This is a genomic window from Sphingomonas sp. PP-F2F-A104-K0414 (assembly GCF_004340945.1).
In the GTDB taxonomy this organism is placed as follows: domain Bacteria; phylum Pseudomonadota; class Alphaproteobacteria; order Sphingomonadales; family Sphingomonadaceae; genus Sphingomonas.
In genome coordinates this window covers 74,658-96,314 of record NZ_SLYD01000005.1, presented here as the reverse complement: position 1 = coordinate 96,314, position 21,657 = coordinate 74,658, and the positions used below count along the sequence as shown (strand labels likewise).

Sequence of the window (21,657 nt, the reverse complement as noted above, 5' to 3'; positions counted from 1 at the left end):
GCGGGATGATCCCACGGAGTCTACAGGATGCGAACATGGTTGCTCGGGCTTGCGCTTGCTTCGGTCGGAACCGCCGCGATGGCTGCTGATCAGGTGGCCCCGGCGGTAGCGCCCGCCGAGCCGGTCAAGCCTGTCGAGGCGGCTAAACCCGGTGATCTGACGATGGCACGCGTGTTCGGAAATCCGGACCTGTCTGGGTCGCAGCCCCGTGCGGTGCGGCTGTCGCCGGACGGCACGTTGCTGACGAGCTTGCGCAACCGCGACGACGAGAAGGAGCGCTTCGATCTCTGGGCGGTCGATACCGCAACCGGGCAGGCGCGCATGCTGGTCGATTCGAAGAAGGTCGGCAGCGGTGCCGAGCTGACCGAAGCCGAGAAGATGCAGCGCGAGCGTGCACGGATCGGCGGGCAGAAGGGCATCGTCGCGTATGACTGGGCGCCCGACGGCAAGTCGATCCTCGTGCCGCTCGATGGCGACCTGTATCTCGCAGGGCTCGACGGCAAGGTCACGCGGCTGACCAACACGCCCGGCGGCGAGCTGAACCCGGTGGTCAGCCCCAAGGGCGGCTTCGTCTCGTTCGTCCGCGACCAGAACGTCTTCGTCCAACCGCTCAGCGGTGGCGCCGCGCGGGCTGTCACCACCGGAGGGGGCGGCACGGTCCACTTCGGCGAGGCGGAATTCGTCGCGCAGGAGGAAATGGATCGCCGCACCGGATACTGGTGGTCGCCCGACGAGCGCTATGTCGCGGTCGAGCGGTTCGACGAGGCGCCGGTGCACACCGCAACGCGTGCGTCGATCGGCGCGACCGGGACCAAGGTGTATGAGCAGCGCTACCCGGCGGCCGGTACGCCCAACGTGCTGGTCGACCTGTATATCATGAAGCCCGATGGTTCGGGGCAGGTGAAGGTCGATCTGGGCACCAACCCGGATATCTATCTGGCGCGCGTAGACTGGACGCCGGACGGCCGGATGCTGCTGGTCCAGCGCCAGAGCCGCGACCAGAAGCTGCTCGAGATGCTGCGTGTCGATCCGGCGACCGGCAAGTCGACGGTGCTGTTCACCGAGAAGTCGGGCGTAAAGAGCTGGCTCAACCTGTCGGATGCGTATCATGTGCTCAAGGACGGCAGCCTGATCTGGCGGTCGGAGCGGAGCGGCTACGGGCATCTCTACCGGTTCGCATCGGGCAAATGGACGCAGCTGACCAAGGGCGACTGGGTCGTGACCGATCTGGTCGGCGTGGATGAAACCAAGGGGCGGCTGTTCTTCCTCGGCAACAAGGACGACGTGCTCGAGCAGCAGCTCTATTCGGTCGACGTCGCCAAGCCGAACGCGATCACCAGGCTGACCGAAGCCGGCTGGTGGAACAGCGCGACGATGGATGCCGCCGCAAGCCGCTTCATCATCTCGCGCTCGAACCCGAAGCAGCCGACGCAGGTCTATCTGGCGGATGCGACCGGCAAGCGGATTTCGTGGATCAACGAGAATGCGGTGGTCGAGGGGCACCCTTATTACCCGTATCTGTCGAGCCATCAGCAGACCAAGTTCGGGACGCTGAAGGCCAAGAACGGCATGACTCTCTATTACGAGATGATCACGCCGCCATTGGAGCCGGGCAAGAAATACCCGGTGTTCTTCGAACATTACGGCGGCCCCGGCACCGGCCAGCAGGTCACGCGCGGCTGGCAGGGGGCGCTGCCGCAGTATCTGGTCGATCGCGGCTGGATCTATTTCAAGATCGACAATCGCGGCTCGTATAATCGCGGCAAGGCGTTCGAGGACCAGATCTATCACGCAATGGGCACGGTAGAGGTCGAGGACCAGCTGTCGGGTGCGAATTACCTGAAGTCGCTGCCGTTCGTCGAGCCGAGCAAGATCGCGACCTATGGCTGGTCGTACGGCGGCTATATGTCGCTGAAGATGCTGGAGAAGACGCCGGGCGTGTATGCGGCCGCTGTTTCCGGCGCGCCGGTCACCGACTGGCAGCTGTACGACACGCATTATACCGAGCGCTATCTGGGCGATCCAGCGAAGGACCCGGCGAGCTATGCGACGTCGGCGGCGGTCGAGGAGGCGAACCGCATCGTCGATCCGTTGCTGCTGATCCATGGCATGGCGGACGATAACGTGTTCCTCGACAATTCCACCAAGGTCGCCGCGCGCATGCAGGCGACCGCGACACCGTTCGAGATGATGTTCTACCCCGGCTACACGCACCGCGTATCGGGGCCTGGGATCAGCGAGCATGTCTGGGGGACGATCCTCAACTTCCTCGACCGGACAGTGAAGGACAAGCCGGTGCCTGAGGTTGCGCCAGCGCCGGTGAAGTAGCCGGCGGTGCGGTTCGTCGAGACGTTTCACCTGTGGCCTTTCCTCGACACGGTGGTGAGTTACATCGCCGCGTTCGTGTTCGGGACGTTGATCGGGGCGGAGCGGCAGTATCGCCAGCGGACCGCGGGGTTGCGGACGAACACGCTGGTCGCACTCGGGTCGGCGGCGTTCGTCGATCTCGGGCAGCGGCTGGGTGGCGACGTCGAGTCGATCCGGATCATCGCCTATGTCGTGTCGGGGATCGGCTTCCTCGGCGCGGGCGTGATCATGAAGGAAGGGATGAACGTTCGCGGGCTGAACACTGCGGCGACGCTGTGGTGCTCGGCGGCGGTGGGGTCGTGCGCGGGCAGCGACATGATCGCGGAGGCGGGATTGCTGACGTTCGTCGTGCTGCTGGCGAACACCGCGTTGCGGCCGCTGGTCGACGGGATCAACCGCATCCCGACCGAGGGGCGGACGATCGAGGCTACCTATAGCGTGATGGTGACGGTCGCGGCGGGAGATGCTGGGCCGATCGGCGATCTGGTGGTCGAGCATCTGGAGGCTGCGCAGTTGCAGGTGGCGGAACTGGACGTGACCGAGCGGGGGGAGGACCGGGTCGAGATTGCGGCTACGCTGGTGGCGACGAACGTGCCGGCTGGGGAGCTGGATGCGATCACGGATCACCTGGCGAAGGTGCACGGGATCGAGCATGCGACATGGCAGGCGCGGACGCACGATTGAGGCGGGGGCGGATCTAGCTGTGCACCTTCCCCAGCCACCACCCCGGCGAAGGCCGGGGCCCAGTTGGAAAGGTCGCAGTAGTGGACCACAGCGCTCAGTTGGCAACGTCCCCCAACTGGGCCCCGGCCTCCGCCGGGGTGGTGCTACTGCTGGGGCAGGTGCTGATCCATATCGCTGAACACTAGCGTGTTCCCCCGCGAAGGCGGGGGCCCAGATTGGGCTCCCGCCTTCGCGGGAGAACACGGAAGGGAGGGGTGTCGTCTCCCAGGTCCGGGCAAACCTCGCGAGCCCCAAACTCCCCCTATCCGCGCAACAAGTCGAAAGCCGTTGGACCTCGTGGCGCAACGTCGGTACTGCCCGCCCCAAGTCCAATCGGAGTGACAACATGGGTTATCGGGTGGTGGTCGCGGGCGCGACCGGCAATGTCGGGCGTGAGATCCTCAACATCCTGGCGGAACGCGAGTTTCCGGCGGACGAGATCGCCTGCGTCGCGTCGTCGCGCAGCCAGGGGTTGATGGTCGACTATGGCGACACCGGCAAGCAGATCAAATGCACGAACATCGAGCATTTCGACTGGAACGGCTGGGACATGGCGCTGTTCGCGATCGGCTCCGAGGGCTCGGCGATCTATGCGCCGATAGCCGCCGCGGCCGGCTGCGTGGTGATCGACAATTCGTCGCTATACCGCATGGACCCCGACGTGCCGCTGATCGTGCCCGAGGTGAACCCCGAGGCGATCGACGGCTACAAGGTCCGCAACATCATCGCCAACCCGAACTGCTCGACCGCGCAGATGGTCGTCGCGCTAAAGCCGCTGCACGACGCCGCGAAGATCCTGCGCGTGGTCGTCTCGACCTACCAGTCGGTGTCGGGCGCGGGCAAGGCGGGCATGGACGAGCTGTTCGAGCAGAGCCGCAACATCTTCGTCGGCGATCCCGCAGAGCCCAAGCTGTTCACCAAGCAGATCGCCTTCAACGTGATCCCGCACATCGACAGCTTCCTCGACGACGGCTCGACCAAGGAAGAGTGGAAGATGGTCGTCGAGACCAAGAAGATCCTCGACAAGACGATCAAGGTCACCGCGACCTGCGTGCGCGTGCCGGTGTTCGTCGGCCATTCGGAAGCGATCAACATCGAGTTCGAGAACGAGATCTCGGCCGAGGAAGCGCAGAACATCCTCCGCGAGGCGCCCGGCATCATGCTCGTCGATAAGCGCGAGGACGGCGGCTACATCACGCCGATCGAGTGCGTCGGCGACTTCGCGACGTATATCAGCCGCGTGCGCGAGGATCCGACCGTCGAGAACGGCCTGAACCTGTGGTGCGTCAGCGACAACCTCCGCAAGGGCGCGGCGCTGAACGCGGTCCAGATCGCCGAACTGCTTGGACGCCGGCATTTGCAGAAGGCCTAAACTGCGCGGGGCGACTCGCCCCGATATCGACTGCTTCGATCCGCCTGACCGCGTCGCCATCCAGAATGGCGGCGCGGTTTCTGGTTTTCGGAGCGGGCCCAAAATTATTCTGCGTTGGTCGCGGAGCCATCAGACCCACTTCGACAATTGGTCCCAAAGCAAAACTTGTTATGTTTTGTTTGAAATGTTGACCTTTGGTCAGGAGATTGAGTATTAACATGTGTAGCAATGTGGAACTTTGATGTTTCGTAATGCTACGGTTTATAGCCAATGTAAGTATAAATCTTGAATTCGATCATAATGGATAGATATCAAACCCGTTTTAATAGGTAACTTACTGTTAGTAATCATGGGTCGAGGCTTCCCACGTTCCGGTCACTAGGTTGGAAGACAACCAGTGTCCGGTGACGGTTGGGCTGCATTTGCAGTCGCTTGTGGAGGTTATCGGCATGTCTATCGCATCGGCTTATGGGAATGCGTCGCAAGCTCGGAATTCGGGCGTCACCACATCCGGGATGGTCCAAACCGCCCGGCCGCGGCGCGACACGAGCATCATGCGGCAGATCCGCGGCGGTGTATCGCTGATTGGGCTGGCCGCTGCGACGACGCTCGCGTCACAACCAGCCGTTGCCCAGGTTGTCCCGCCCCCCAACGTCGTTGGCGTGTGCTCCGGCGTCAGCCTCCCGAAATCGGTCGTTACCGAGATCATGCGCCCCGTCATCGGCGGGGTCGTCACACCGATCGAGAACACGCTTAATCCTATCCTGACGACCGTGAACCGAATTCTTCTCGTGCCGTTGGTGGGCGGGCTGATCCCGGCGCTTCCCGCAACGACGCAGACCATCGACGTCGACGGGTTGCTGACCTCTGCGGCCGATGGCGACGACATCACGCTGAGCGTACTGGACATAAACGGAAATGCGATCGGGCCGAATTCCAACTGCGTTTCGCAGGCGGACGGTTTTGAGCTCCGGACCCCGGCCGGCATCGCGATCGGCGGCAACCGGATCACCGGGCTCGGCGCGACCGGGGCGGCGGCGTTTGCAGGCGAGGAGAACTCGATCGCGTTCGGCAACGGGTCGGTGACCGATGCGACCGCGCTGGGGTCGATTGCGCTCGGCACCAATGCTGGCGTCGGTGCGGGCGCGACGGGCGCGGTTGCGCTGGGTACGGGGGCGACCGCCACCGGCGTCAACGGCGTTGCGTTGGGGGCGAACAGCATTGCCGCGCGCGGGCCACAGGCGGATTACGCCGCGATCGGGCTTGCCGCGCTTCAGAACTCGGCGGGCGAAGTTTCCGTCGGCACCGTAGGTGGCGAACGCCAGATCACCAACGTCGCGGCAGGCTCGGCGGACACCGACGCGGTGAACGTCAGCCAGCTTGCCGGCGTCCGGGCGCAGATCGGCACGGTTGCCAGCGGTGCGGTCCAGTATGACGATGCGACCCGAGCAAGCGTTACGCTGGGCGGTGTCGGTGCGGCGGCACCGGTCGCGCTAACCAACGTTGCGGCGGGCACGCTCGACGCGACCTCGACCGACGCCGTCAACGGCAGCCAGCTGTTCGCGACCAACACCAACGTCACCAACCTGACGACCAACATCGCCAACGGCGCGATCGGCGCGGTGCAATATGCCGACGCGGCCACGCCGACGGTTCCAAACGGCGGTACCCCGACCAACGATGTTGCGCTGGTCGGTGCCACGGCAGCACCGGTCGGGCTGCACAATGTCGCGGCCGGCGTCGCCGCGGCAGGCTCCACCGATGCCGTGAATGGCGGCCAGCTGGCGACCGTGTCCGGCCAGGTCGGCGATCTCGCCACGCTGGCGGTGCAGTATGACGATGCGGCGCGCGCGCGGGCGACGCTCGGCGGTGTCGGTGCGGCGGCACCGGTCGCGCTGACCAACGTTGCGGCAGGTACGCTCGATGCGGCCTCGACCGACGCCGTCAACGGCAGCCAGCTGTTCGCGACCAACACCAACGTCACCAACACCAACACCGCGCTGACCAACCTGACCACCAACATCAGCAATGGCGGCATCGGCGCGGTCCAGTATTCGAACGCCGCGACGCCGACCGTGCCCAATGGCGGTACCCCGAGCAACGACGTCGCGCTGGTCGGTGCGGCGGCAGGGCCGGTCGGGCTGCACAATGTCGCCGCGGGTGTCGTCGCGACGGGATCGACCGATGCGGTCAACGGCGGTCAGCTTTCCACGGTCGTCGACCAGGTCGGCACCCTCAACACGCTGGCGGTGCAGTATGACGATGCGACGCGCGTGCGGGCGACGCTCGGCGGCGTCGGTGCGGCGGCACCGGTTGGCCTCGGCAACGTCGCGGCTGGCGCACTGGGTGCCACCTCGACCGACGCGGTCAACGGCAGCCAGCTGTTCGCAACCAACACCAACGTCACCAACCTCACCACCAACATCGCCAATGGCGCGATCGGTGCCCTGCAATATTCCAATGTGGGTACGCCGACCACGCCGAACGGTGGCGTGCCGTCGAACGACGCCACGCTGGTCGGCGGCGCAGCCGGTGCGGTCGCGCTGCACAATGTCGCCAACGGGGTGGTTGCAACCGGGTCGACCGACGCGGTCAACGGCGGTCAGCTGGCGCTGGTCTCCGGCCAGGTCGGCACGCTCAACGGGCTGGCGGTGCAATATGACGACCTGAGCCGGTCGCGCGTCACGTTCGGCGGGGCAGGGGCTGCGCCGGTCGTGCTTGGCAACGTCGCGGCAGGCACGCTCGGCGCGGGTAGCACCGATGCGGTGAACGGCGCACAGCTCGGCGCCACCAACGATGCGGTCGGCGTCAACACGACCAACATCGCGAACATCAATACCAGCGTTACCGCGCTTCAAACCGACGCCTTGCTGTACGACAGCACGCTTCAGGCGTTCAGCGCGAACCGTGGTGGCGCAGCGCAGCGCATCACCAACGTGGCTGCGGGTGTGCTGGGCGCCGGCAGCCTGGATGCGGTCAATGGCGGGCAGCTGTTCGGGCTAGGCAGCAGCGTTGCCTCCGCGCTCGGCGGGAGCTCGACCTACGATCCGGGTACCGGCGCGGTGGCTGCTGGCATCCTCTATGGCGGCACCACCTATGGTAGCGTGCAGGGTGCCGTGTCCGCGATCGAGACATCGCTCGGCGGCATGCCGACGAGCGCCGATCTGCGCTATTTCAACACGACCTCGGTTATGGCGGACTCGCGGGCGATGGGTACCGATTCCACGGCGATCGGCCCGAACGCCGTCGCCAGTGCCGATGGCGCCATCGCCGCCGGGCGCAACACGGTCGCCGCGAGCGCGGGATCGGTGGCGATCGGCGACGGTTCCAGCGCGATCACCGGCAGGGCGGTGGCGATCGGTTTCGCCAATATCGCGTCCGGTAACGGTGCGGTGGCGATCGGCGATCCCAATATCGCAACCGGCGACGGTGCGGTCGCACTCGGCCGCGACAACCAGGCAACGGGGATCGGCGCAGTGGCGCTGGGCGACACTAACTTCGCCACCGGCAACGGATCGGTATCGATCGGCCAGACCAACCAGGCGACCGGCAATGGGACGATCACGATCGGCACGAGCAACGTCGTCAACGGTCTTGGCGCGCTGGCGCTCGGCAACCGCAACCAGGTGAATGGCGATGGCTCGCTCGCCTTTGGGTCGGACATCGTGACCGGCGGCGTCAACACGCTGGTAGTCGGCAACGCCAGCACCGCCACGGGAGACTTCGCCGCCGCTTTCGGTAACAACTCGGCTGCGAGCGGCCTGAACGCGACGGCGCTCGGCACTGCGGCATCGGCGTCGGCGGACTATACGCTGGCCGTCGGCGAACGCTCAGTCGCCTCCGGCTTCGGTTCGTCCGCGCTCGGTACGCTCTCGTCGGCCACCGCTTTCGCCTCCACTGCGCTCGGCGCAGGGGCGATCGCCAATCTGGAAAACAGCGTCGCGCTGGGCAGCGCCTCCTCGACGTTGCGGGGTGGGGTCGCCAACTACACCGCGTTCGGGCTCACCGGCGCGCAATCCTCGATCGGCGAGATCGCGGTTGCCCGCACCGCCGACTATGTCGATCCCGCCACCGGGACGTTCGCGCCGCTCGGCTCACGCCAGATCACCGGCGTCGGCGCCGGCAGCGAGGATACCGACGCGGTCAACGTCGCGCAGTTGCGCGGTGTCTCGAGCACGCTGGGCAACGCGTTTGTCGCAAGCCTTGGCGGCGGTGCTGCGTACAACGTCACGACCGGCGCGATCACCGGCCCGAGCTACGTCATCAATGGCACGACCTACACCAATGTCGGCGATGCGCTTGCCGGCGTGGGCGGGCAGATCGGCCAGGTGGCGACGAACAGCGTGAGCTACGACAATGCCGCACAGACCTCGGTGACGCTCGGCGGAGCGGGAGGCACCACGATCAGCAATGTCGCGGCGGGCGCGATCAACGCCACATCGACCGACGCGGTGAACGGCGCGCAGCTTAACGCCACCAACCAGGCGGTCGCCTCGAACACCACGGCGATCACCAATCTCGGCAATACGGTGAGCGACCTGTCGACCACGGTCACCAATCTCGGGGGGACCGTTGCCAATCTTGGCGCCTCGGTGACCAACGTCAGCACTGCGGTCACCAATCTCGGCAACGATATCAACAACGGCGCGATCGGGACGGTGCAATATTCCAACCCCGGCAGCCCCACGACACCCAATGGCGGCACGCCCACCAACGACCTGACGCTGGTCGGTGCGGCGGCCGGTCCGGTCGGGCTGCACAATGTCGCTGGTGGTTCGATCGCCGCGGGATCGACCGATGCGGTCAATGGCGGGCAGGTGTACGCCCTGGCGCTGACCGCCGTGAACGCGGTGTCGTACGGCACCGATGCGAACGGCGCCCGCACCAACACCGTGACGCTGGCGGGTGGCAACGCGGCGGCACCGGTAACGGTCACCAATGTTGCCGCCGCAGCAGTAGCAACGGGATCGACCGATGCGGTGAATGGCGGTCAGCTCTACACCACCAACCAGGCGGTCGCGACGGCGCAGGGTACCGCGGACAGCGCCTTGGCGCTCGGCAGCAACTCGGTCCAATACGGTGCCGGACGGACCAACGTGACGTTCAACGCAGGCGGCGCGGCAACCGTGCTCAGCAACGTCGCGGCGGGCGTGTCGACCACCGACGCGGTCAATGTCGGGCAGCTGAATTCGAGCATGAATTCGGCGGTGACGCAGGCCAATGCGTATACCGACGGACGGATCGCGGCGCTCGACTTCGACCTCCGCTCGGTGCGACGCGACGGCTATGCGGGCACGTCGGGCGCGCTCGCGGCAGCCGGACTTCCCCAGGCGTATGAAGCAGGCAAGGGCATGGTCGCGATCGGTGGCGGCACCTATGCCGGACAATCGGCAGTCGCGGTCGGCATGTCGAAGGCCTTCAACGACGGCCACACTGTGGTCAAGCTGAGCGGCACCTACGACTCGCAGGGTCGGGCCGGTGGCTCGGGCGGGATCGGATATCAGTTCTGATCTGCCCAAGACGACGACGGGAACGGGCGGCCTTCGGGTCGCCCGTTTTCGTTTGGCGGCGTTGACAGACGGGTTCGGGTCTCCGAACTGACGCCGACACCATTGCAGGATGAGACCGTGGCGAGCACCCCGAGCGAGACCCAATATTTCGACAGCTTCGACGGCACGCGCCTCGCGTGGCACGAAGTCGGTGAGGGACGCGCGGTGGTGCTGATCCACGGCTATTTTTCCGACGCGAAGACCAACTGGATCCGCTACGGCCATGCCGCGAAGATCGCCGCCAAGGGCTTCCGCGTGATCATGCCGGACCTGCGCGCGCACGGCGCCAGCGACAAGCCGCATGGGCTGGAGGCGTATCCGGCGGATGCGCTGACGCAGGACGGCCATGCGCTGATCGCGCATCTCGGGCTGACCGAGTATGATCTGGGTGGTTATTCGCTGGGCGCGCGGACGACGTCGCGGATGCTGGCGACGGGCGCGACGCCGCGGCGAGTGATCTTTTCGGGGATGGGGCTGGAGGGGCTGACGCAGACGTCGCGACGCGCCGGGCATTTCCGCAATATCCTGACGAAGCTGGGCCAGCATGTGCAGGGTACGCCGGAGTGGCTGGCCGAGGCATTCCTGAAGACTACCGGCGGCGATCCGGTGGCGCTGCTGGGCATCCTCGAGACGTTCGTCGACACGCCGCTGGAGAGTGTGAAGACGATCCAGCAGCCGACGCTCGTGGTGTGCGGCGGGGAGGACCAGGACAACGGCTCGGCGCCGGATCTGGCTGCGGCGCTGCCCCACGGAACGTATGTCGAGACGCCCGGCGGACATATGAGCGCGGTGGTGAAGCCCGAACTTGGTCAGGCGATCGCCGACTTCCTGGCGGGCTGACTTGGCTCCTCATTGATCCTCCCCTGCAAGGGGGAGGTGGCTGGCCCTTGCCAGACGGAGGGGGAGGTAAGCGATGACCGATGTTCCGTGTCGTCCCCCTCCGTCACCTTCGGCGCCACCTCCCCCTGGCGGGGGAGGATCACAGGGTTGGCCGGTAGGCGGTTGACCGGGCGGCGGCGGACCATCACTCTGGGCGCATAATCCAGGGGAAGATCATGATCCGTACCGTCTCTCTTATCGCGCTCGCGTGCGCGATTGCCGTGCCCGTGACGGCACAGGCCCAGACTGCAGCTCCCGCCGCCACTGGCAAGCCGACCGTCGCGCAAGCCGACGCGTTCGTCGCCGAAGCCGAGCGCGTGATGGCCGCTGCGTCGATCGACGCGAACCGCGTCGCCTGGGTCAACGCGACCTACATCACCGACGACACCGATGCGCTGGCGGCGAAATCGGGCGCGGAGATGACCGATCTTGGCGTGAAATACGCGCTTGGCGCTGCACGATACGCGTCGCTGCCGGGGCTGTCGTTCGATACCAAGCGCAAGCTCGACCTGCTGCGCGGCGGGCTGACACTGCCGGCCCCGACGCGGGTCGGCGCGTCCGAGGAACTGTCGACGCTCACCACCAAGATGTCGTCGTCCTACGGCAAGGGCATGGGCACGCTCGACGGCAAGCCGATCAACGGCTCGGATATCGAGGCGGCGATGGGCTCGACGCGCGATCCGGCCAAGCTGACCGAGATGTGGACGAGCTGGAACGACAAGGTCGGTGCGCCGATGCGTGGCGACTATGCGAAGATGACCGCAATCTCGAACGAAGGCGCGCGCGAGCTCGGCTACAAGGACGTCGGCGCGTTGTGGCGCTCGGGCTACGACATGACGCCCGAGCAGTTCGCCGCGCTCACCGACACGATCTGGAAGCAGGTCGAGCCGCTCTACATGGCGCTGCACACCTACACGCGGTGGAAGCTCAACGAGAAATATGGCGACGCGGTGCAGGCGAAGACCGGGCCGATCCGCAGTGACCTGCTCGGCAACATGTGGGCGCAGGAATGGGGCAACATCTACGACATCGTCGCTCCCAAGGGCGCGGGCGATCTGGGTTTCGACACCGGCGATCTGCTCAAGGCGAAGGGCTATGATCCGCTGAAGATGGTGAAGCAGGGCGAGGGCTTCTATTCGTCGCTGGGCTTCGCACCGCTGCCGGAGACGTTCTGGAAGCGGTCGCAGATCACCAAGCCTGCCGACCGCGACGTGATCTGTCACGCGTCGGCGTGGGATCTCGACAACCAAGACGATATCCGGATCAAGATGTGCACGAAGGTGAATGCGGACGACTTCGTCACGATCCACCACGAGCTCGGCCACAATTACTACCAGCGCGCGTACAAGGCGCAGCCGATGCTCTACAAGAACGGCGCCAACGACGGCTTCCACGAGGCGATCGGCGATACCGTCGCGCTGTCGATTACGCCGGATTACCTCGTGAAGATCGGCCTGCTCGACCGGGCGAAGGTGCCGAGCGCGGACAAGGACATCGGGCTGCTGCTGCGCCAGGCGATGGACAAGGTCGCGTTCCTGCCGTTCGGGCTGCTGATCGACAAATGGCGCTGGGGCGTGTTCTCGGGCCAGATTCCGGCGACCGGGTATCAGGCTGCGTGGGATCAGCTGCGGCTGCAATATCAGGGCATCAAGCCCCCGGTCGCGCGCGACGAGACCAAGTTCGATGCGGGCGCGAAATACCATATCCCGGCGGCGGTGCCGTATACGCGGTACTTCCTAGCGCGGGTGTTGCAGTTCCAGTTCTACAAGGCGGCGTGCGACCAGTCGGGCTGGAAGGGACCGCTGCATCGCTGCTCGTTCTATGGCGACAAGACGGTGGGGACGAAGCTGAACGCGATGCTGAGCATGGGGCAGTCGAAGCCGTGGCCGGATGCGCTGCAGGTGTTCACCGGGAGCCGCGAGATGTCGGGGGCCGCGCTGGTCGAGTATTTCGCGCCGTTGAAGGCTTGGCTGGACGTGCAGAACAAGGGGAAGCCGACAGGGTGGTGATGGGGGCGTTGACTTATCGCCAGCTGATTTTCGCCCGCTAGCTCCTAGTTCCCCCGCGGAGGCGAGGGCCAAGGGTTACGAAGGCTATCGCAGTTTTAGATGGGCCCCCGCCTCCGCGGGGGAACGAGAGGAGTAGGCCGGGTTATCCAACCCAATCCACCCCGGCGAAGGCCGGGGCCCAGTTGGAACGTCCCGAGTAATGAAGCGCATCGCTCCGTTAGCAGTGCCCCCCAACTGGGCCCCGGCCTCCGCCGGGGTGGCGTGCTATCAGGGGTGGTGTGCTTCTCGGCGTGAGCAGCTTACTCCGGAACCGTCCCCGGATCGGCGATCCCAGCCTCGAACGATTTCGACGAATCCGCTCCGTCTGCTTGATGCGCGTGCTCGCCTTTGGGCTTTGGCGCCGACGGAGCCTTGGGCGTACTCCCGCGCAGAGTCAGTAGCGCGCCAACGGCGGCGCCAGCGACCGCGACACCGCTGAAGATCGCAGCGGCGCCCCATTTGCCACGCGTCTTTTCGGGTGGCTTGGCAACCACGACCGGCGTGGCGGTTTTTCGCGCGGGGGCCGGGCGGGGGGTGCTGCGCTTGGTCGAGCGCGGCTTTGGCGTTGGTTTCGCGACGGGTTTGGGCGGCGCGACCGGTACCGGCTTGTCCGCGGCCGGCTTTGCGATCGGTACCGGCTTGGGCGCTACCGGCTTGGCGGACGACGTCGCAGCCGGAGCCGCCTTCGGCGCACTGGCCTTGCGCGGCGCGCGCCGGCGGGCGGCGGGCTTCTTTGCTTCCGTATCGGGCGTGTCGGTGTCGGCCACGGTTATTTTCCCTCAACAATGATTCCGGAAGCGTAACGCATTCCCGCGCGATACGCTCCGATTTTTACCCGCCAGGCTTACCGGAACGGTGGCTCGTCGAATGCGCGGAGTTTGCGGCTGTGGAGCTTGGCGCCCTCCAGGCGGAGCTGTTCGCAGGTTTCGATGCCGATCCGTAGATGCTCGCTGATCGCGCGCTCGTAGAAGCGGTTGGCTTGGCCCGGCAACTTTAGCTCGCCGTGGAGCGGCTTGTCCGAAACGCACAGCAACGTGCCGTAGGGGACACGGAACCGATAGCCCTGCGCGGCGATCGTCGCCGACTCCATATCGATGCCGACCGCGCGGCTGAGCGAGAAGCGCAGCGCCGACTTCGAGTAGCGCAGTTCCCAGTTGCGGTCGTCGGTGGTGACGATCGTGCCGGTGCGCAGGCGGCGCTTGAGTTCCTCGCCCGACTGGCCCGATACGATCTCGGCCGCCTTCGCCATCGCCAGCTGGACTTCGGCGATCGCGGGAATGGGGATTTCGGGCGGCAGGACGTCGTCGAGGACGTGATCATCGCGCAGATACGCATGTGCGAGCACATAATCCCCGATCCGCTGGCTCGGCCGCAATCCGCCGCAATGCCCGATCATCAGCCATGCTTCCGGACGCAGAACCGCGAGATGGTCGCAGATCGTTTTCGCGTTCGACGGGCCGACGCCGATGTTGACCAGCGTGATGCCGGTGCGGTCGTCCGCCATCAGGTGATAGGCGGGCATCTGGTGCCGCCGCCACGCGCTGTCGGAGATGATCTTGTCGATGTCGTCGCCCGACGAGATCGTGATCCCGCCGGCGCCTGACAGGCTGGTGAAGCGCGAGCCTTCCCCCAACTGCGTGCCGGCCCAGCGGACGAACTCGTCGACGTAGCGGTGATAATTGGTGAACAGCACGAAGCGCTGCGCGTGTTCGGCGGGCGTGCCCATGTAATGGCGCAGGCGGGCAAGGCTGAAATCGGTGCGCAGGCCGTCGAACAGCGCGAGCGGACGCGTCTCGTCCTGCGCGATCCAGAGGCCATCGGCGATCTCGTCGCCGATATGCGCGAGCTCAGTCGCGGGGAAGTGGCGCGACAATTCGGTGGCGGAGACCTCGTCGAGGCTCAGCGCGTGACCGGGTTCGATGACGTAGGGAAACGGGATTTCCTGGCGCCCTTCGACCGCCTCGACGGTGACGTCGTAATCCTCGATCAGCAGGGTGAGCTGTTCGGTTAGATATTCGGCGAAGAGCGCGGGCTTGGTGACGCTGATCTTGTATTCGCCGGGCGTGACCATGCGGCCGAACGAGCGCAGCGGGGTGGGGCGGTCGACGCCGCCCTTATAGATGAGGCGGATCTCGGGATAGGCGAACGAGCCGTCGGTGCGGCTGACCGGATCGGGCGTCGTGCCGTCGGCGATATAGGCGCTCATGGCGGCTTGGAGGCGCTCGACAGAGGCGCGATAGAGGCGGTCGAGGTCGGCGACGAGGTCGGATGCAATTGTCATCGGGCAGTGTTAGGTGGCGGAGGTTACGGTGGCAAGACCACCTCAATCCTCCCCGTGTCGGGGAGGTGGCAGCCCGCTTGGGCTGACGGAGGGGGCGCCCCACGAGCGTAACACTCGCGGTGAGCCCCCTCCACCATTCGCTAAGCGAACGGTCCCCCTCCCCGTGTCGGGGAGGATTAGATCTCGCTGAGGAGATGCTCGGCCGAGCTCACCTTGAACTCGCCCGGAGCCTCAACGTTCAGCTGCTCCACCACGCCGTCGTTGACCAGCATCGAGTAACGCTGGCTGCGCGTGCCCATTCCGAAGCCCGAGCCGTCCATCGTCAGCCCGATCGCCTTGGCGAAATCCCCATTGCCGTCGGCCAGCATGGTGACGTCGCCGGCACCCGCCGACTTGCCCCACGCGCCCATCACAAACGCGTCGTTGACCGAGACGCAGGCGATCTCGTCGACGCCCTTGGCCTTCAGTTCGGCTTCCTTTTCGACGAAGCCGGGCAGGTGTTTGGCGGAGCAGGTCGGCGTGAATGCGCCGGGCACGGCGAAGAGGGCAACCTTGCGGCCCTTGAAGAAGCTGTCGGTGTCGACCTGATCGGGGCCATCCGCGGTGGCCTTGACGAGAGTGGTGGTGGGAAGGCGGTCGCCGACGCTGATCGTCATCTAAAATCTCCTGTCGCCGCGAGTTGGTCTCGCGCGAGCCGTACCTTGGACGCGGGCGCCGGTATTTCAAGCGTGGCGGGCGATCGTCTGCGCCGCTATGTTCCAACGCATGGACAAGACGGCCTTTCTTTCGGGACAATTCCTGCTCGCGATGCCGGGGATGAGCGACCCGCGCTTCGCCCGCGCGGTCATCGCGATGTGCAGCCATGACGAGAATGGTGCGATCGGGATAGGGATCGGCGCGACGATCGACGGGCTGGGCTTCCACGATCTGCTCGAACAGTTCGGGATCGAACCGGGCGACTCGCCGAACGCGGCGGTGCATTTCGGCGGGCCGGTCGAGCCGCGGCGGGGGTTCGTGGTGCACTCGTCTGACTGGGGCGGACAGGATTCGGTCGATGTCGCCGGGCGGTGGAAGCTGTCGAGCACGGTCGACGTGCTGCGCGCGATCGCCGAGGGGAAGGGGCCGTCGCAGTGGGTCGTGGCGCTTGGCTATGCCGGTTGGGATGGCGGGCAGCTCGAGAGCGAGCTGTCGCGGCCGGGCTGGTTCAACGTGGCTGGGGATACGGACCTGCTGTTCGACACGGCGGCGGAGGATCGCTGGACCTCTGCGTTCGCGAAGGCCGGCGTGGATCCGCGGTTGCTCGTTGCGGAGACGGGTAGGGCTTAGCCGTTCTCCTGCGAACGCAGGAGTCCAGGATCACACAGGACGCCGTTCGTTACCTTGGGCTCCTGCGTTCGCAGGAGAACGGCGAGGTTCGGCAGGATCGTCCGGTTGCCCGACACGTCATATAAAGATATCTTTATATTTGATTTGAGCCCCCCGATCCCCTAAGTGGCACCGCATCCGGCACGGGCATGAGGCTCGCCGATCAAAGATTATTCCCAGGAGATATCCTCGTGGCCACCACCCTCGCCCCCGCGAAGACCGACTACGTCGTCGCCGACATCAGCCTCGCCGATTTCGGCCGCGCCGAGATCAACATTGCCGAGACCGAGATGCCCGGCCTGATGTCGCTGCGTACCGAGTTCGGCGCAGCGCAGCCGCTAAAGGGCGCGCGCATCACCGGTTCGCTGCACATGACGATCCAGACCGCGGTGCTGATCGAGACGCTGACCGCGCTCGGCGCCGACGTCCGCTGGGCGACCTGCAACATTTTCTCGACGCAGGACCATGCCGCCGCCGCGATCGCCGCGACCGGCGTGCCGGTGTTCGCGATCAAGGGCGAGAGCCTCGCGGACTATTGGAACTATGTCGGCGACATCTTCTCGTGGGATCGCGACGTAGAGGGCCAGACCGCCAACATCATCCTCGATGACGGTGGCGACGCGACGATGTTCGCACTCTGGGGCGCCAAGCTCGAGGCCGGCCACACGATGCCCGAGCCCGAGAACGAGGAAGAGGTCGAGATGCAGCGTGCGCTCAAGGCGTACGTCGCGAAGAACCCCGGCTACCTCACCGAGACGGTCAAGAACCTGAAGGGCGTCTCGGAAGAGACCACCACTGGCGTTCATCGTCTTTACGAGATCGCCAAGAAGGGCGAGCTGCCGTTCCCCGCGATCAACGTCAACGACTCGGTCACCAAGTCGAAGTTCGACAACCTCTACGGCTGCAAGGAATCGCTGGTCGACGCGATCCGTCGCGCGACCGACGTCATGCTCGCCGGCAAGGTCGCCTGCGTCGCCGGCTTCGGTGACGTCGGCAAGGGCTCGGCCCAGTCGCTCCGCAACGGCGGCGCACGCGTGATGGTCACCGAAGTCGATCCGATCTGCGCACTGCAGGCGGCGATGGAGGGCTTCGAGGTCGTGACGATGGAAGAGGCCGTCACCCGCGCCGACATCTTCTGCACCGCGACCGGCAACGCCGACGTCATCACCGCCGATCACATGAAGGCGATGAAGCCGATGTCGATCGTCTGCAACATCGGTCACTTCGACTCGGAGATCCAGATCGCCGCGCTGTCGAACTACGACTGGACCGAAGTGAAGCCGGGCACCGACCTGGTGAAGTTCCCGGACGGCAAGCAGATCATCATCCTGGCGAAGGGTCGCCTGGTGAACCTGGGTTGCGCCACCGGCCACCCGTCGTTCGTGATGTCGGCCTCGTTCACCAACCAGACGCTCGCGCAGATCGAGCTCTGGACCAAGGGCGAGAACTACAAGAACGAAGTCTACGTCCTGCCGAAGCACCTCGACGAGAAGGTCGCGATGCTCCACCTCGAGAAGCTCGGCGTGAAGCTGTCGAAGCTTTCGGACAAGCAGGCCGGCTACATCGGCGTGCCGGTCGAAGGCCCGTTCAAGCCTGACCATTACCGCTACTGATCTTCAGGATTCCGTAGGGTTTTCGAAAGCCGCGTCCGCCACCAGGCGGGCGCGGCTATTTCGTTACGCAACCGTGTTGCGGTGATGTCACACTTTCGTAATGTTTCGTCGCACGGATTGAAAAATAGACAGGAAAGGTGTCCTTCTGACTGCAGTAAACGCTTAGGTTCAGAGGGTTGTTAGTATGATTGGCATATCGGTCCGGAAGTCCGGATTGTTCGTAACCGCGTCGACAGTCGCGTTCGTATTGGCCTCGGCGATCCCGGCAGCAGCGCAGACAGCGACGCCGGTAGATGCCCCGACCCAGGCTCCCGGTTCCGATCCGGCCGCTCCCGTCGGTTCTGATACCACGACCGGCGCAGTTGCGCAGACGGCGGCGCCCGAAGCCAACGTCGGCAGCGATATCGTCGTGACGGGTTCGCGTATCGCGCGCCCGACGCTCGATTCGCCTGCGCCTGTTACCACGCTGACGATTGCCGACCTGACGCGCACCGGTGCGATCACCGTCGGCGACGTGTTGAACGACCTTCCGTCGCTGCGTTCGACCTACAGCCAGGCGAGTTCGACGCAGTTCATCGGCACCTCGGGCCTGAACTTCCTCGATATGCGCGGGCTCGGCGTTACCCGTACGCTAGTGCTGGTCAACGGCCGCCGGCATATCACCTCGTCCGAGGGTGATTTCCTGGTCGACACCAACACCATCCCGACCGATCTGATCGAACGCGTCGACGCCGTAACCGGCGGCCAGTCCGCGGTCTATGGCTCGGACGCGATGGCCGGCGTCGTCAACTTCGTGCTGAAGCGCAATTTCGAGGGCCTGACGCTCAACGCGCAGAGCGGCTTGAGCGACAAGGGCGATCACGGCACGTATCGTCTCAGCGGCACCTACGGTCAGAACTTCGCCGACGGCCGCGGCAACATCGCGCTGAACCTCGAATATAACCAGTCCGACCTCGTTACCTATGCCGATCGGCCGGGCCTTACGGGTGCGTACACCGGACGTCGCCAGTTCCAGCAGGTAGATAGTCCCGCGCTCGACAACACGGTTCCGAACCGCACGTTCCTCACGGATGTTCACAGCTTCGGCTATGACAATGGCGGCAACTTCATTGCCTATAACGGCGCCGGTATCGGTGCGTGCAGCAATGGGACCGTGGCGGCAGGCTGCCTTGCCAACGGCTATCCCCGTGTGTTCGGTTTCAACCCCGGCGGTTCGCTGTACGAGTATAATTACGGCACCGATTTCCGTCCGGCCGGTTCGAACAACAACAATGGCGGCGACGGCGGCATCCTCAACGATCGCGGTACGTTGCAGCCATCGTTGAAGCGCTACGTCGCCAACCTGCTGGGTCACTTCGACGTATCCGACGCCTTCAAGCCGTTCATCGAGGCGAAGTTCGTCCGCGTCGAGAGCTTCAACCAGGGTACGCCGACCTTTGCCCAGGGTGGCGAGCAGGGCACCGTCGCGGACGAGGACGCCAACGGCAATCCCTTCACGCGTGCGGCCGTTGGCGGGTTCAGCCGGCAGACGATCGGGATCCCGATCTCGCTGGACAATCCGTATCTCCAGCCCGGCGATGCCGCGACGATCCGTTCGCTGCTGCCGGCGGGCGCACAGTTCTTCCGCCTGAATCGCAACAACAACGATTTCGGCACGCGCGACGAATTCGACCGTCGTGATACCTACCGCATCGTCGGCGGTGCGGAGGGCACGTTCAACACCGACTGGAAGTATGATTTCTCGGTCAACTACGGCGAGTTCCGGACCCGTTCGTCGTTCTTCAACAACCGCATCAATCAGAATTTCTACAATGCGGTAGATACCGTGCGGAACGGCGCGGGCACTATCGTGTGCCGGATCAACCAGACCAGTGTCACCGATCCGAACTGCGTGCCGTTGAACGTGCTCGGGAATGGCGCTCCCAGCCAGGCAGCACTCAACTACATCAACACGACTTCGCACCGGACCGGAAAGGCGACCGAGTTCGACGTGACGGCCAACATCGTCGGCGACAGCTCGCAGCTGTTCGAGCTGCCTGGTGGCCCGGTGCAGTTCGCGCTCGGCGGCGAATATCGTCGTGAGACCGCGTCCTACGCGTATGACGACCAGGTGAAATCCGGCGCAACGTTCCTCAACGCGATCCCCGATTTCACGCCGCCGTCGTTCGCGGTGAAGGAAGCGTATGGTGAGCTCAACCTGCCGCTGCTCAAGGGCATGCGTTTCGCCGAGGAACTCTCGGCGAACGCGGCTGTGCGCGTTGCCGACTACAAGGGTTCGGCGGGTACCGTGTGGACGTGGAATGCCGGCGCACTGTACGCGCCGGTTCGCGACATCAAGTTCCGCGTCAGCTATGCCAAGGCTGTCCGTGCGCCGACACTGAGCGACCTCTACTCGTCGCCTTCGCAGAACTTCGACATTCTGAACGATCCCTGCGACGTCAACTTCATCAAGACTGGCCGCTCGACGCGTGCCGCCAACTGCGCCGCAGCTGGTGTCCCCGCCAACTTCATCAACAACGCAGCCCGTGCGGGCAGCACCGAATTCTTGTCGGGCGGCAACCCCAACCTCGAGGCCGAGACGTCGCGGAGCTGGACGTACGGCGTGATTCTCCAGCCGTCGTTCATTCCTGGCCTCGCGATCACGGCTGATTATTACGATATCAAGATCAGCAACGTCATCGCCGCGGTCGGCGCGCAGACCATCCTCGATGCCTGCTATGACGCAGCATCGCTGGACAACCAGTTCTGCGGTCTGATCAACCCGCGCCAGGCGAGTGGTGAGTTCGCCCAGACCGCGCTGCTCCAGAGCACGGTCAACTTTGCTGCGCTGCGGGCGAAGGGCATCGACGTCGATGTGTCGTACAACCGCCGCGTCTTCGCCGACGACAAGATCGCATTGCGGTTCGTCGGTACCTGGGTTCGCGATCGCACGGATTATCCGTATCTCGACAATCCCGGCCAGAAGGAGCGCATCAAGGGCGAGCTGGGTGATCCGGTCTACAACTTTAACGTCTCGGCGGACTACACGCATGGACCCGTCACGGTCGGGTATCAGCTTCGCTACGTCGGTCGCCAGTCGATCACTGATTGGGAAGCCCAGCACGACACCAACGGCGTCGCTGCGCTGGATCCCTATTATGCCGACCGGGTCTACTATCCGTCGGTCGTCTATCACGCGCTGCGGGCGTCGGTGGACGTCGACAAGCGGTTCACGTTCTACGGGGGCGTCGATAACCTGACCGACAAGAAGCCGCCTTATGGCTTGCTGGGTAACGGGAACGACGCGATCTTCGATAACGTCGGCCGGTTTATGTACGTTGGCGCTCGCGTGAAGCTTTAAGCCTCGCGGTCGTCTGCGAGGATGATGACTAGATCACGAAGGGCGGGTCCGCATGTCGGGCCCGCCCTTTTGATTGTCTGGTGGCTTTCCCCCAAGGGACGGTTTGGCCTACATGGACGG

The 21,657-nt window shown here is 65.0% G+C and carries 12 protein-coding genes; 9 read left to right on the top strand and 3 right to left on the bottom strand.

What is annotated here, in order from left to right; genetic code table 11:
- Positions 1-27 precede the first annotated feature (27 nt).
- The 6 genes from C8J46_RS12880 (at position 28) to C8J46_RS12855 (ending at position 12,899) form a co-directional block, all read left to right on the top strand.
- Positions 28-2,328: a S9 family peptidase gene (locus C8J46_RS12880; protein WP_132739855.1), complete on the top strand. Its 2,301-nt coding sequence runs from the start codon at positions 28-30 to the stop codon at positions 2,326-2,328.
- A 6-nt stretch (positions 2,329-2,334) separates the two neighbouring features.
- Positions 2,335-3,051: an MgtC/SapB family protein gene (locus C8J46_RS12875; protein ID WP_056482156.1), complete on the top strand. Its 717-nt coding sequence runs from the start codon at positions 2,335-2,337 to the stop codon at positions 3,049-3,051.
- 385 nt (positions 3,052-3,436) lie between these two features.
- Entirely contained in the window at positions 3,437-4,462 is a 1,026-nt protein-coding gene (locus C8J46_RS12870) for an aspartate-semialdehyde dehydrogenase (protein ID WP_132739852.1), read from the top strand.
- A 515-nt stretch (positions 4,463-4,977) separates the two neighbouring features.
- Complete coding sequence (locus C8J46_RS12865) at positions 4,978-9,972, top strand: YadA-like family protein (RefSeq protein WP_165886548.1); 4,995 nt, start codon at positions 4,978-4,980, stop codon at positions 9,970-9,972.
- Between the two features lie 117 nt (positions 9,973-10,089).
- Positions 10,090-10,851, top strand: coding sequence for an alpha/beta fold hydrolase (locus C8J46_RS12860; protein WP_132739846.1), 762 nt, complete (start codon positions 10,090-10,092; stop codon positions 10,849-10,851).
- Between the two features lie 215 nt (positions 10,852-11,066).
- Positions 11,067-12,899: a M2 family metallopeptidase gene (locus C8J46_RS12855; protein WP_132739843.1), complete on the top strand. Its 1,833-nt coding sequence runs from the start codon at positions 11,067-11,069 to the stop codon at positions 12,897-12,899.
- A gap of 299 nt (positions 12,900-13,198) precedes the next feature.
- Here C8J46_RS12855 and C8J46_RS12850 read toward each other — a convergent pair whose 3' ends face one another.
- From C8J46_RS12850 to C8J46_RS12840, 3 genes are all read right to left on the bottom strand, one after another.
- Positions 13,199-13,705, bottom strand: a complete 507-nt coding sequence (locus C8J46_RS12850; protein ID WP_132739841.1) for a hypothetical protein — start codon at positions 13,703-13,705, stop codon at positions 13,199-13,201.
- A 77-nt stretch (positions 13,706-13,782) separates the two neighbouring features.
- Positions 13,783-15,219 (bottom strand): AMP nucleosidase, encoded by a 1,437-nt coding sequence (locus C8J46_RS12845; protein ID WP_132739838.1) that lies wholly within the window; start codon positions 15,217-15,219, stop codon positions 13,783-13,785.
- Between the two features lie 176 nt (positions 15,220-15,395).
- The gene (locus C8J46_RS12840; protein WP_132739835.1) at positions 15,396-15,875 is read right to left on the bottom strand and encodes a peroxiredoxin; all 480 of its coding nucleotides are present in this window, start codon (positions 15,873-15,875) and stop codon (positions 15,396-15,398) included.
- Between the two features lie 109 nt (positions 15,876-15,984).
- On the opposite strand from C8J46_RS12840, the gene C8J46_RS12835 reads away from it, so the two are divergent.
- The 3 genes from C8J46_RS12835 to C8J46_RS12825 all read left to right on the top strand — a co-directional run bounded on the left by C8J46_RS12835 (position 15,985) and on the right by C8J46_RS12825 (position 21,537).
- Entirely contained in the window at positions 15,985-16,545 is a 561-nt protein-coding gene (locus tag C8J46_RS12835; protein WP_132739832.1) for a YqgE/AlgH family protein, read from the top strand.
- A gap of 230 nt (positions 16,546-16,775) precedes the next feature.
- Positions 16,776-18,197, top strand: a complete 1,422-nt coding sequence (gene ahcY / locus C8J46_RS12830) for an adenosylhomocysteinase (protein WP_132739829.1) — start codon at positions 16,776-16,778, stop codon at positions 18,195-18,197.
- A gap of 214 nt (positions 18,198-18,411) precedes the next feature.
- On the top strand, positions 18,412-21,537 hold the full coding sequence (locus C8J46_RS12825; RefSeq protein ID WP_243643371.1) for a TonB-dependent receptor: 3,126 nt from the start codon (positions 18,412-18,414) through the stop codon (positions 21,535-21,537).
- Positions 21,538-21,657: the final 120 nt, after the last annotated feature.

Excerpts from the sequence above, each read along its gene's own strand:
- C8J46_RS12880 (WP_132739855.1), top strand. The coding sequence starts at position 28 with ATGCGAACATGGTTGCTCGGGCTTGCGCTTGCTTCGGTCGGAACCGCC.
- C8J46_RS12870 (WP_132739852.1), top strand. The coding sequence starts at position 3,437 with ATGGGTTATCGGGTGGTGGTCGCGGGCGCGACCGGCAATGTCGGGCGT.
- C8J46_RS12865 (WP_165886548.1), top strand. The coding sequence starts at position 4,978 with ATGGTCCAAACCGCCCGGCCGCGGCGCGACACGAGCATCATGCGGCAG.
- C8J46_RS12855 (WP_132739843.1), top strand. The coding sequence starts at position 11,067 with ATGATCCGTACCGTCTCTCTTATCGCGCTCGCGTGCGCGATTGCCGTG.
- C8J46_RS12845 (WP_132739838.1), bottom strand. The coding sequence starts at position 15,219 with ATGACAATTGCATCCGACCTCGTCGCCGACCTCGACCGCCTCTATCGC.
- C8J46_RS12840 (WP_132739835.1), bottom strand. The coding sequence starts at position 15,875 with ATGACGATCAGCGTCGGCGACCGCCTTCCCACCACCACTCTCGTCAAG.
- C8J46_RS12835 (WP_132739832.1), top strand. The coding sequence starts at position 15,985 with ATGGACAAGACGGCCTTTCTTTCGGGACAATTCCTGCTCGCGATGCCG.